Origin of the sequence: Pedobacter sp. MC2016-24 (genome assembly GCF_015223055.1) — a bacterium.
GTDB lineage: Bacteria > Bacteroidota > Bacteroidia > Sphingobacteriales > Sphingobacteriaceae > Pedobacter.
Map to the genome: position 1 here is coordinate 221,808 of NZ_JADFBX010000008.1, position 12,146 is coordinate 233,953.

A 12,146-nucleotide genomic window follows, 5' to 3' on the forward strand; every position below is an offset into this window, starting at 1 on the left:
TAATATGAAAAATTTAAATATGAGGAAATATTTTTTGTTGATTTCTGTAGTGCTATTGAATATTCATTTTGCGAATGGGCAAGGTAAGGTGATGGAAAAATTGAAATGGTGGGATCCGCAGCAGAGCAACGCACCCGTTGTTGAAGGTCAGGGCTGGCCAAATGAACTGAAGAATTTCTATGATCGGTTACCTGCAAGGGCGGAGCAATCTGTAAGAAAATGGTTGTGGGACTTTTCAAGGAATTCTGCAGGTTTAAATTTAAAGTTTATGACGGATGCGGAAACCATTGAGATCAGATATGTTTTGGAAAATAAGGAGCGTTCGATGTTTCACTTTCCCGCCACTGGAGTTAGCGGGATTGATCTTTATTCTTTAAATAAAGATGGGAGTTGGGCCTGGGCCGATAACGTCCCTGCCTTAGGAGACACAATTGTATACAGGTATGAAAACTTAAACTTAAATAATGCTGATTATATAGATGGGAGAGTGTACCAGCTTTATTTACCACTTTATAATAACGTAAAGTGGTTGAAAATTGGCGTACCGGAAAAAAATCAGTTTATACCAGTCCCACCCCGTACTGAAAAGCCTATTGTTGTTTATGGAACGTCAATAGCACAAGGTGGCTGCGCTTCACGTGCTGGAATGGCCTGGACTGCCATATTGGAACGAGAATTAGGCATCCCACTGATCAATTTAGGTTTTTCAGCTAATGGAAGGGTAGAACCCGAAGTAATTGATTTAATAAATGAAATAGATGCTAAGGTATTCGTGATAGATTGTTTACCGAATTTGAATGCCAACAACCCATCAGCAGCTAAGGAAATAGAAGAGAAATATATAAACGCTGTAAAGAAAATAAGAACAAAGCATCCAAAAACACCCGTATTACTGACCGGATATTCAGGCTTTATTGGGAACAGATTGGATAGTGGAAAACGTAATACGGCCATAAATCTTAATCAAACTCTGGATCTGGCTTATAGAAGATTAAAAGCGGAAGGTGTCAAGGCTATTTATTTGCTCCCGGGACGCAAATTGTACCTGGGCACAGATGGTACAGTAGACGGATTGCATCCCAGTGATTTGGGCATGCACAGGCATGCGATGGCCTATAAAGAGATTCTCCAAAAGATTTTGAAACTGAACTAGCTCACTGAGAATGAATCGAAATAAATTAAATATGGACGTCAATAAAACTAAGGGATGGAAGATCCTGATTGCTTTTTTTATGCTATTTCCAATTTATGCATTAGGGCAATCCAGGAATTTGACGGGGAATGACATAACTTTCATTTCCAATCTGGATGGGACTAAACAACAGTATGTTGAGCTATTGCCTAAGGATTTTCGGTCTGATAAAGCTTATGATCTGATCATTGGTCTTCATGGGCATGGCGCAGACCGCTGGCAATTCGTGAAAGATACCCGGGGGGAATGTTTAGCTTTTAGAACTATTGCTGCCGATCATGATATGATCGCGGTATCTCCGGATTACCGGGCTAAGACCTCCTGGATGGGCCCCGCGGCAGAGGCGGATCTGGTACAGCTCATTGCTGCCCTGAAAAGTAAATATAAGGTCAGGCGTGTTTTTTTAATCGGGGCCTCCATGGGTGGAACCTCAGCCTTAACTTTTGCTGCCCTTCATCCAGAGCTGCTGGCTGGGGTTACCGCCATGAACGCGCATGCCAATCACCTCGAGTATACAAACTTTCAGGAGGCGATCGGCCGCTCCTTTGGAGGCAAGAAAACTGACATTCCTGGAGAATATAAAAAAAGGAGTGCAGAATATTGGCCGGAACGCTTAACAATGTCTTTAGGATTTACCATAGGCACAACAGATACCATCGTACCTCCTAAGAGTGTAATCAGGCTTTCAGGGATATTAAAAAAACTAGATCAACGGGTTTTACTCCTTGAAGATCAGGAAAGCGGACATACTACAAGCTTTGAAAATGCAATGACGGCAATGAAATATATGCTTAAAACTGTTGCTGAAAACAAACAGAAATGAAGCGTGCTCAAAATTTAATATAATAAATATGAACAAGACCGTACTCTGCCTGATGGCACACCCGGATGATGCAGAAATTTTATGTGCCGGTACTTTAGCTTTACTTTCAGCTAAGGGCTGGAAGATTGCAATAGCGACCATGACCCCGGGTCAGGCCGGTTCGATTGAACTGGAGCCAGAGGAGATCAGTGCGATCAGGAGAGTCGAAGCTGCAAGATCGGCAGCCGTATTGAATGCCAGTTACCATTGCATGGAAAGCGAGGATGTGTTTATCGGTTACGATAAAGAAACCCTGCTTGCTGTTATTGAATTGTTCAGGGAGCTGAAGCCTGATCTGGTGATTACGGCCAGCCCTTCAGATTATATGCTGGACCATGAGCTGACCAGCCATCTGGCGCAAACTGCCTGCATGGCCGCCACCATCCCAAATATTCAGATTCCAGGAACCCTGCCTATCGAGCAGGTACCCCATCTGTATTACGCTGACCCTATAAAAGGAAAAGACCGGTTTGGACATGCGGTCAAAGCAGATTTGCTGGTAGACATCAGCCCGGTGATCCAGATCAAGGAAGAGATGTTGTGTTGTCACAAAAGTCAGCGCGAATGGCTGCAGCATATTTCTGGAGTGGATGAATTTGTGCTGATGATGAAAGCTTATTCCAGGGAGAAGGGAGCGGAAGCCGGGGTATCCTATGCTGAAGGGTTCCGCCAGCACCTGGGTTTCAGTTACCCTCAGGATAACCTCTTGGTGGCTGAATTGGAATCACTTGTTCACTTTAATCCTGAAAAGCCATGAAGATCAGTTCCCGTGAATACAATGGCATGATTGTCCTGACCGGCGAAAATGATCAGATCCGGTTTGAAATAATTCCCGCAATGGGAGGAAAGCTGGCCAGCGTTTTCAATAAAACGTTAAATAAAGAATTTCTGTGGCATAACGAAGGTCTTGATCTTGGGCTGAATGCCCCCGGAACAGATTATGACTCCCATTTCTTGGGCGGAGTAGACGAACTACTGCCTAATGATATCCCGGAAACGATAGACAGTTTGGAATATCCTGATCATGGGGAATTGTGGACGACGTCGTTGCAATATGAAATAAAAGAAAACAAACTGATTGTTTATGGAAAATTAGCGCAGAGTGGTCTTTTTTACCGTAAAACACTGTCGCTACAGCCAGGATCAGCTGAGATACACCTGGACTACCAGATGATTAATGAATCTGGACATACCCGGCATTTTTTATGGAAACTGCATGCGGCTTTGAAGATCAGTGCAGGTGATCATTTGCTGAGCAGTGCCAGAAAGGCAAAAGTTGTTTATCCGGAAGCTTCCCGCTTCTCCACTACGGATGAATTTAACTGGCCACTTGTGGAGGGCCATGATGCCGCTCTTGTCCCTGAAAAGAATGGGAGTATGGATTTTTTCTATTTGTATGAAGCTCTGGAGGGCGAGATGGGTCTGATTTCTGGTGACGGAAAACACTTATTTGCTTACCGGTATGACCAGCAGGTATTTCCTTTCCAATGGTACTTCGCCTCTTATGGCCAATTCGATGGCCATTATACAGCGATCCTTGAACCCGCTTCGGCGATGCCTGTAAGTGTAAATGAGGCGATGAAAAAACAACAATGTACAGTACTGGCCGCAGGTCAGCAGATCGAAACAAGAGTGACCATTTATGCGGGTGAACTAAGTTCGTCAGAAATTAACGATAGATATTAATCACAAAGAATAACATCATAACAATGAAAATAGAATCAGTTGACTTTTTTTACCTGAGCATGCCCGAGGTATTGGATATTGGGGATGGTAGCCAGGATTCGGTATTGGTTAGGGTACGTGCAGGTGGAAAGGAAGGATGGGGAGAGTGTGAAGCCTCCCCACTGACCACCATCGCCGCGTACATCGCTCCGATGTCGCATAGCGCCTGCAAGCCGGTTAGTCACTCCGTGGTAGGTATGCCGCTGGATACGGTTATGGACATCAGGAATATCTCGGCAATGGTACATCAGCATAGTTTTGATCTTTTACAGGCCGATCATACCTTGTCGGGGATTGATATTGCACTCTGGGACTTGCTGGGGAAACACAAGGAAGAACCAATATACCAGTTGTTGGGCTATAAAAAGGCTTATCCAAAATTGCCCTACGCTTCCCAGCTTTTTGGAGATACACCCGAACTCACCTATGAAAAAGCCAAAGCATCCAGATTAGCTGGCTATCAGGCGACCAAGTTTGGCTGGGGACCGATAGGGAAAGCAGATGCAGAGACAGACGCGATGCATTTCAGGGCAGCCAGGGAAGGATTAGGAGTCGAACATTACCTGATGGTAGATATTGGCACGGTATGGAATGAAGATGCATCTCGTGCAAAAAAGTGCTTGCAGAGTTTAAAGGAGGTAAACGTTTACTGGCTGGAAGAGCCTTTTACCAATATGGCATTGGGCCCGTATAAAACACTTGCAGAGGCGAGCCCTAAAGTTCCCTTAGCCGCTGGTGAGGGATGCAACAACTATGTACAGGCAGCAGCTATGCTTGACTATGCAGGATTGAAATATATACAGATCGATACGGGCCGCATTGGTGGCATCACTGCGGCAAAGCGTGTTGCTGATGAGGCAACGAGAAAAGGGATCACCTATGTGAATCATACTTTTACCTCACACCTGGCGCTGAGCGCCTCCATACAACCCTTTGCCGGGCTGGAAAATGATCGGATCTGTGAGTACCCGGTTGAGCCTAAATCATTGGCACTAGAGATGACAATTGAAAAAATTCTTCCAGACCAATCGGGGCAGATTATCCTTCCGGAGCAACCGGGTTTAGGATTAACAATCGACACGGAAGCCATGAAAAAATATTTGGTTGAAGCAGAGATCCGAATCAATGGAAAGACTTATTACCAGACACCAGCATTCTAAAAATCCTTAAAATTTGATAAGATGAATGAATATACATCTATACTTGCAAGGTTCAAAGATCAGGTGGCTGTGGTTTCCGGAGCTGCGGATGGACTTGGGAAGGCTATTGCTTTACGGCTGGCCGGGGAGGGGGCTAAAATGGTCTTATTTGATTTCGATCGCCTGCAGCTGGAGAAAACCTTAATAGAATTTAAAGCGCGGGGTTATGCTGCTATTGGCGTTGAAGCTAACATTTCCCTGGAGGAGGAAGTGATCAATGGCTTTGCTGAGGCATACAAAGCCTATGGCCGGATCGATGTCATGATCAATTCGGCGGGTATTGTAGGCCCTACCAGCACTTCTATTCTGGATTATCCGGTAGCAGATTTTGATAAGGTTTACCAGGTTAATCTCCGCGGCGCTTTTTTAATGGCTAAATATGCATTGACCTACATGAGCAAAGGCGGATACGGGCGGATTTTACTCCTGGCCTCCATAGCCGGAAAAGAAGGAAACCCATTTATGGCAGGATATTCTTCGACCAAGGCTGGTGTGATCGGTTTGGTAAAAGGCTTGGGAAAGGAATTTGCCACAACTGGCATCACAGTAAATGGGTTGGCCCCGGCAGTGATTAAAACAGCAATGAATGAACATACTGCTCCGGAACAGCTGGCTTACATGACCAGCAAAATACCAATGAACAGATTGGGAACTGTGGAGGAGGTCGCTGCGATCAGCAGTTATATAGTTTCTGCAGAGAACAGCTTTTCTACGGGATTTATTTATGACATTTCTGGAGGGCGGGCAACGTACTAGGCATGGACAGGAAAAAAGTAATTGTTCTTGGGGGATCATCCGGAATAGGAAAGGCAATAGCAGAGCGGTTTGCAACAGCGGGAGCGTTGGTTATTATCGCTTCCTCAGATTTATCCAAAGCAGAACAAGTAAAGGACAGCTTGCCGGGATCCGGGCACGCAGCTTTTTTAGTTGATGTCCGGTCTGGCGCACAATTGAAGACATTCAGAAAAATAATAATTAATCAGTTTGCCGGTTTTGATATCCTGATCAACAGCATTGGGGTATCTGGTAGTTTCCCCGTGTTGAATTCAAGGTTTACCGACTGGGATAATTTGCTCCAGGTGATGCTTTACGGTACGGTTAACGCTTGCAGAATGCTGCTGCCATTAATGGCAGATGGCGGACGGATCATCCACATTACTTCCATCCATCACCAGAGAGTTGAAAAGGGAAGCTCAGCTTATGGAATGGCCAAGGCAGCAATTACCCAGTTTACCCGGTCTTTGGCCTTAGAACTTGCGCCAAGACATATTCTGGCCAATACCATCGCGCCTGGATTTGTAGATACACCCATGTCGGTTGATCATAACGGGATTAATGAACTGGAGACCGATTGGTTTAAAGATAATTATGTCAAATACGATCATCTGCCATTAAAAAGAGCGGCAAAACCGGAGGAAATAGCCGGGGTCGCTTATTTTCTTGCCGGACCTGACGCAACCTACATCACAGGATCGGTAATCACTGTAGATGGGGGATTAACCATTACTTTTTAAATAGAATTGAACAAAATGAAACTGATAAGATACGGGCATGCAGGCCATGAAAAAACAGGGATAGTAATCGATGGGAAAAGGTATGATACCTCAGCTTTTGCAGCAGATTATAATGAATCTTTTTTTGCAACAGATGGCATCAGGAGGTTGTCGTTATTCGTTGAAAAAAATAAAGGCAATCTTCCCCTGATTGGTGATGCCGAAAGGTTAGGGCCACCCATCGCACGACCATCCAAGATCATTTGTATTGGATTAAATTATGCTAAACATGCAAAAGAAACCAATGCCAGGATTCCTGAAGAACCTATTATTTTTTTTAAATCTACTACGGCTGTGGTCGGTCCGAATGATGATATTATGTTGCCAAAAGATGCTTTAAAAACAGATTGGGAAGTGGAACTGGCTTTTGTAATTGGCAAGAAGGCCAGTTATGTCTCTAAAGAAGAAGCACCCGACTACATTGCGGGGTATGTCTTACACAATGATGTGAGTGAAAGGGCTTTTCAGCTGGAACGTGGCGGTCAATGGGCCAAAGGTAAAGGCTGTGATACTTTTGCCCCGCTTGGGCCATGGCTGGTTACTAAAGACGAGATCTCCAATCCGAATAATTTACGGCTTTGGTTAAAGTTAAACGGTAAGGTGATGCAGGATGGCAATACTGATGACTTCATTTTTGACATTGCCTATGTTTTGTCTTACTTAAGCGAATTTATGACGCTTTTACCAGGAGACGTTATTTCTACCGGAACGCCCCATGGGGTAGGCCTGGGTTTTAATCCCCCAATTTTTTTGAAAGCCGGGGATGTCATCGAGCTGGGAATTGAAGGTTTGGGAGAGGCGAAACAAACAGTAGTAGCTTTCCACAACTATTTATTTTAGCTATGGTCTGTGGAGCGGGAAATATAATCAGTTCACATTTAATCACTAAATCATGTCAAAATTAAGATTATTTTACACAATTACACTGGCAGTTTTAATTACAGGATGCCGCAAGGAACTTTTAGTAGAAAAAGCCGTAGCTCTTAAACCCAGATCTATTGCTTCGACCAGTTTTTCGACCGTTACCACTTTGCAGACTGAACTGAGCATTCAGTGGAACCTGCTTTTAGGTACTGGCAATTATATGACTTCGAATGATTTTATTGAGGCAAGCAGCTTCTCCACAGTAGGACAATCTTATTATGTGCCAAAGTTTCTGCTATCCGGTACCAGCCCATTCTATCGTGCTGTTAATGGTTCAAAACATCTGGTTACAGGATCTTCTTCCGGAGAGGGTGCTTACGCCATAGAAGGCGTAGTTGGATATGGATACAGTGCTTCTTCGGCGCCAGCAGGTACTGTAAATGTGTTCCGCTCTTATAGTGCGCTGTATGCAGGGTACACACTTTCGAGTCCTAATTATAGCATAGCGTCTTATGATAGCATTCAATATTTAAATAAATATGGCTATCCCCGATACAATTCAAATACCTCACTTTTAACCTTAAACGGAACTGCAATTGGGATCAAGTCCAATCGAGTAGCAGGGGGTTCTATATGGGAATTGTCCTGGAATGGAAAACAGTTCGTTAACACGTCTGATTATGGGCGTTTAATTCAATCATCCATGAATCTTGGTAACGGGGCGCTCCCGACCGAAGGAGGAGACAAACATTTTAGCGCCAATTCGAGTTTTTGCCATGGTTCACCTTTAATAGAAGCCTATAATTCTGGAAGTACCCAGGTTACCACGGCAGTGCCTTTGGAGTGGCATAATGAAATGTTTAACTCCACTGGCAACATACACGATTTGATCATCTATAAAGACTTTAAATTAGGGAAAGTAATCACCCTTGACCCGACGCTTAGTCTGGGCGCTTTTAATTACCTCAAACCTCAGATCGCCAAATATGTCACCACTTTCTCTACCCCGGTTAACTTATCTGATGTGCATATTGAAATTCCCACAGGATATTTAAATATGGAGTTCAGTCGTTTTTTTGAAATTGACGCGACGAATAGTAACCTGAATGCTGGTCTCACAGAAGTGCTTTTAAACGAAAACGAGTCGCAACAAAGCCCTTTTCACGATGCGGGAGGTATCGTGCTGGCCACACAAAATCTGGATTATGCTATGGGAATTTACATCAATATCGTAAACTCAAAATCCACGGATGATGATCCTAATTCCATTTACTATTTCAGAAATTGGCGGTTTAATGATACGAGTAAATGGTCTGCAGGCCGGTATGGTGACATTTCAGCAGGTGCCCATCAATATACTTCCTATATCATTGTGGGTACTTTGGACGACGTTAGAACTGCGATGCGTGCATTGAGTATTAACGGATATTAGGGCTTATCTAAATTCCTGTTCATGGAGAAAATAAACAAACAGCGTGTACGCAACTGGATTATGGCCATTGTGACTGTGGTTACCGTTAATGTAACCGTGTCTGCTCAGGGAGAAAGGTACGTAACCATCTTTTACGCTGTCTGGTCCAATGAAACCATACAAAGAAGTCTTTATGGATCTGACGTTTACAACATGGCCAGTACAGCGTACAGTCCGTATCCACAGTTTAACTGGTGGGGCAAACCAGCCTATGCTGCATCTCATGGCGACGGCACCATTAAAAACAATTACCTGATGTACCTGAATAATGATCCGGAACAACCCAACACTGGCCTGATCGATTACCATGCAGATTTGCTGAGCCAGGCAGGCGTTGATTTCATTACCCTTGATCTAACCAATGGGGCACAGCAGCATATTGTGAATGGCGCCAAAGCCTTGTGTTTGCGGTATCAGTGGCGGATCGCACACCAGTATCCGACGCCGAAAATTGTATGCTGGGTGCTGGATGAAGCTACATTGAAAGCTGTTGAAAAGCAGATTTTTGAAGTTTACGACGAGGAAATATTCTTTAATTACCTGGGTAAAAAATTGTTGCTAATTGCTAAACCCGATACTGCGCTGATCCAAGGTGATTCAAAGCAGCCTGCGGTTCCAGTAAATGGGCGCTTTCGCCATTATTCCAGCAGGCACTGCTGGGGCTTATCGGCTGTAAAAGGAAGTTGCTGGAGTTTCAAATCCAATACAGCTATACCGCCGCCTGCGTTCTACTATGAGGGGAAACCCGAACAGATGGCTGCGGCTGTAGCCACACAATCCACTTATATGACTACGGATGGTATAAATGCAGATCAGGAAGCGATAGGGCGCCAGAAAGGTGCTTTTTTCAATACCTATATGGAGGCAGCAAAAACTGTACAACCTACCTTTCTCTTCATCCATTCCTGGAATGAATGGGCCGCGCAAAATCTCGGCAGTCAGGCTGCACCTCATTTTACGGACTTATGGAAAACAGAATATAGCGCTGATATTGAACCAATGTCTGGTGGTCACGGAGATCAGTATTATCAGCTGATGAAAACAAAGATCGGTGAGTTTAAAAGAGCGGGAAGGCCGGGCTGGGAATTTTTATCGGATATGGAAGGCTGGACTGCAGTTAGACAGGTTACCGGACTGCACTGGCAGGCTGGCGGATACCTGTCCGGCAATACTTCGGGCGCATCCGCCGTCATTCAATCCAATGATAACCTTTCTATAAAACTTAGCGGAAAGCGGTATCTATCCATAAGGATGAAGCATAACTCCAGGGTGAAAAGGGTAAAAATATCCTTCATCACTGATGCCGACCGGGAATGGGGCCAGTTGAAGTCCAGGGAGTTTGCTGTGCGACCCAATACTAGTTTTACGGGCTACCAGATAGATATGTCTGGCCAGCCCGGTTGGAACGGTATCCTCAGACGTATCCGTATTCAACTGTCAAATGGGAGTGCAGCAACCGGTCATTTTCAGATCGACCGGATCAGGATACACAATAAAAAGAATAGTTAACGGAATTAGAAACACGAGCACAGCATGAAGAAGAGCTATCAATTGCTTATCGCCATATTCACTATATGTGGGATGGCCGGACTAAAAGCCCAGCATCCAGTATTAAGCAGGTCATATTTATCACCGGTAAAAATAATCTGGAGAACCGGCGATATACAGCATGCTGAACGTCTATTGGAAAAAGGTAACGGGCAAGCCGATCTGAACACCGGCGGACTTTGCCGTTTAAAAAGCAGCGCAACTGCCAGGCCGGGAATTTTACTGGATTTTGGTAAAGAACTGCATGGTGGTCTGCAATTGGTTACCGGCATGTGGGCAGGAAACAAACCTATTAAGGTCAGGATTCGTTTTGGGGAGTCCGTTAGCGAAGCCATGTCTGATATTGATACGCTTAAAGGCGCTACAAATGATCACGCTATGCGCGATTTTGAAATTCAGCTGCCCTGGTTAGGTAAACTGGAAATTGGAAATACCGGATTTAGATTTGTAAGAATAGACCTGCTGGATGGAAATGCCGAGTTATTGCTGAAAGAAGCGCGTGCAATTTTTACCTATAGGGACATCCCTTATTTGGGGTCGTTTAGTTGCAGCGACAATTTATTGAATAAAATATGGCGTACAGGTGCCTATACTGTTCATTTAAACATGCAGGATTACCTGTGGGATGGCATTAAAAGGGACAGACTGGTCTGGGTAGGAGATATGCATCCCGAAACGGCTACTATATCTGCAGTTTTTGGTTATAATGATGTGGTGCCGAAAAGCCTGGACTTGTCGCGGGATATTACACCGCTACCACAATGGATGAATGGAATCAGTACTTATTCTATGTGGTGGATTATTATTCATAAAGACTGGTATTACCAGCATGGTAACCTGGCGTATCTGAAAGAACAAAAAACTTACTTAGTTAAACTGCTTGAGCTACTATGTACTAAAATTGATGCCAATAACAGTGAGCAGTTGGATGGTCGTTTTCTGGACTGGCCATCAAGCGAAAACAAGGAAAGCATACATGCAGGTTTACAGGCGATGATGGTCCTTTCTTTAACCGCTGGAGGCGATTTATGCAGGATTTTGGATGAGAAGGAAACGGCCGGAATGTGTGATGAAGCTGTAAGCCGCTTGAGAAAATACGTGCCTGAGGTTAATGGCTCCAAACAAGCGGCATCCTTACTGGCATTGAGTGATATGATTTTAGCCGAAAAAGCAAATCAAGAGGTGATCGCCGTAGGGGGCGCAAAAAATTTCTCTACGTTTTATGGCTATTATATGCTTAAAGCCAAAGCCAAAGCAGGCGATTACCAGGGCGCGTTAGACAATATCCGCGAATACTGGGGTGGGATGCTGAACCTGGGAGCAACAACTTTTTGGGAGGATTTTGACCTGGACTGGGTCAAGAATGCTTCAAGAATAGATGAACTTGTTCCTGATGGTAAAAAGGACATCCACGGCGACTATGGTGCCTATTGCTATAAAGGTTTCCGTCATAGTTTATGTCATGGTTGGGCATCAGGACCAACTTCGTGGTTAACGGAATATGTTTTGGGTGTGCAGGTGATGGAACCAGGGTGCAAGGCGATCAGGGTGAGGCCTCATTTAGGTGACTTGAGCTTTGTGGAGGGCACATTTCCTACGCCATACGGCATAGTGAAAATAAAACACCTTAAAGGCCCCGACGGAAAAATAAAATCGACAGTTCAGGCACCTAAACAAATAAAAATTATAAAGTAAGTCGCCCTCAGATGAAACCATCATGGTTTTTCAAACC

At 44.4% G+C, this 12,146-nt stretch carries 11 protein-coding genes; all 11 read left to right on the forward strand.

Annotated elements, in window-relative coordinates:
- Window positions 1–19 precede the first annotated feature (19 nt).
- From IM797_RS18790 to IM797_RS18840, 11 genes are read left to right on the forward strand one after another with little or no spacing between them, the layout of a single operon-like run.
- A complete protein-coding gene (locus tag IM797_RS18790; RefSeq protein WP_194128710.1) occupies window positions 20–1,153 on the forward strand; it encodes an SGNH/GDSL hydrolase family protein in 1,134 nt (377 codons plus the stop codon).
- 10 nt (window positions 1,154–1,163) lie between these two features.
- Window positions 1,164–2,015: an alpha/beta hydrolase gene (locus tag IM797_RS18795; RefSeq protein ID WP_194128711.1), complete on the forward strand. Its 852-nt coding sequence runs from the start codon at window positions 1,164–1,166 to the stop codon at window positions 2,013–2,015.
- Window positions 2,016–2,043: 28 nt separating this feature from the next.
- Window positions 2,044–2,811 carry a PIG-L deacetylase family protein gene (locus IM797_RS18800; protein ID WP_194128712.1) on the forward strand — a complete coding sequence of 256 codons (768 nt, stop codon included), beginning with the start codon at window positions 2,044–2,046 and terminating at the stop codon, window positions 2,809–2,811.
- Window positions 2,808–3,740 carry a hypothetical protein gene (locus IM797_RS18805; RefSeq protein ID WP_194128713.1) on the forward strand — a complete coding sequence of 311 codons (933 nt, stop codon included), beginning with the start codon at window positions 2,808–2,810 and terminating at the stop codon, window positions 3,738–3,740. Before IM797_RS18800 ends, IM797_RS18805 begins: the two co-directional genes overlap by 4 nt.
- A gap of 23 nt (window positions 3,741–3,763) precedes the next feature.
- Window positions 3,764–4,939, forward strand: coding sequence for a mandelate racemase/muconate lactonizing enzyme family protein (locus IM797_RS18810; RefSeq protein WP_194128714.1), 1,176 nt, complete (start codon window positions 3,764–3,766; stop codon window positions 4,937–4,939).
- Between the two features lie 21 nt (window positions 4,940–4,960).
- Entirely contained in the window at window positions 4,961–5,734 is a 774-nt protein-coding gene (locus IM797_RS18815; RefSeq protein ID WP_228098950.1) for an SDR family NAD(P)-dependent oxidoreductase, read from the forward strand.
- A 2-nt stretch (window positions 5,735–5,736) separates the two neighbouring features.
- Window positions 5,737–6,492: an SDR family NAD(P)-dependent oxidoreductase gene (locus IM797_RS18820; RefSeq protein ID WP_194128715.1), complete on the forward strand. Its 756-nt coding sequence runs from the start codon at window positions 5,737–5,739 to the stop codon at window positions 6,490–6,492.
- 15 nt (window positions 6,493–6,507) lie between these two features.
- Window positions 6,508–7,371 carry a fumarylacetoacetate hydrolase family protein gene (locus IM797_RS18825; protein WP_194128716.1) on the forward strand — a complete coding sequence of 288 codons (864 nt, stop codon included), beginning with the start codon at window positions 6,508–6,510 and terminating at the stop codon, window positions 7,369–7,371.
- Between the two features lie 52 nt (window positions 7,372–7,423).
- Window positions 7,424–8,827, forward strand: coding sequence for a hypothetical protein (locus IM797_RS18830; RefSeq protein WP_194128717.1), 1,404 nt, complete (start codon window positions 7,424–7,426; stop codon window positions 8,825–8,827).
- A gap of 21 nt (window positions 8,828–8,848) precedes the next feature.
- Complete coding sequence (locus IM797_RS18835) at window positions 8,849–10,375, forward strand: hypothetical protein (protein ID WP_194128718.1); 1,527 nt, start codon at window positions 8,849–8,851, stop codon at window positions 10,373–10,375.
- A 24-nt stretch (window positions 10,376–10,399) separates the two neighbouring features.
- Window positions 10,400–12,109, forward strand: coding sequence for an alpha-L-rhamnosidase C-terminal domain-containing protein (locus tag IM797_RS18840; RefSeq protein WP_194128719.1), 1,710 nt, complete (start codon window positions 10,400–10,402; stop codon window positions 12,107–12,109).
- Window positions 12,110–12,146 lie beyond the last annotated feature (37 nt).

Coding starts and splice junctions, on each gene's coding strand:
- IM797_RS18805 (WP_194128713.1), top strand. CDS start 2,808: ATGAAGATCAGTTCCCGTGAATACAATGGCATGATTGTCCTGACCGGC.
- IM797_RS18800 (WP_194128712.1), top strand. CDS start 2,044: ATGAACAAGACCGTACTCTGCCTGATGGCACACCCGGATGATGCAGAA.
- IM797_RS18790 (WP_194128710.1), top strand. CDS start 20: ATGAGGAAATATTTTTTGTTGATTTCTGTAGTGCTATTGAATATTCAT.
- IM797_RS18840 (WP_194128719.1), top strand. CDS start 10,400: ATGAAGAAGAGCTATCAATTGCTTATCGCCATATTCACTATATGTGGG.
- IM797_RS18830 (WP_194128717.1), top strand. CDS start 7,424: ATGTCAAAATTAAGATTATTTTACACAATTACACTGGCAGTTTTAATT.
- IM797_RS18835 (WP_194128718.1), top strand. CDS start 8,849: ATGGAGAAAATAAACAAACAGCGTGTACGCAACTGGATTATGGCCATT.
- IM797_RS18795 (WP_194128711.1), top strand. CDS start 1,164: ATGAATCGAAATAAATTAAATATGGACGTCAATAAAACTAAGGGATGG.
- IM797_RS18820 (WP_194128715.1), top strand. CDS start 5,737: ATGGACAGGAAAAAAGTAATTGTTCTTGGGGGATCATCCGGAATAGGA.
- IM797_RS18825 (WP_194128716.1), top strand. CDS start 6,508: ATGAAACTGATAAGATACGGGCATGCAGGCCATGAAAAAACAGGGATA.
- IM797_RS18810 (WP_194128714.1), top strand. CDS start 3,764: ATGAAAATAGAATCAGTTGACTTTTTTTACCTGAGCATGCCCGAGGTA.
- IM797_RS18815 (WP_228098950.1), top strand. CDS start 4,961: ATGAATGAATATACATCTATACTTGCAAGGTTCAAAGATCAGGTGGCT.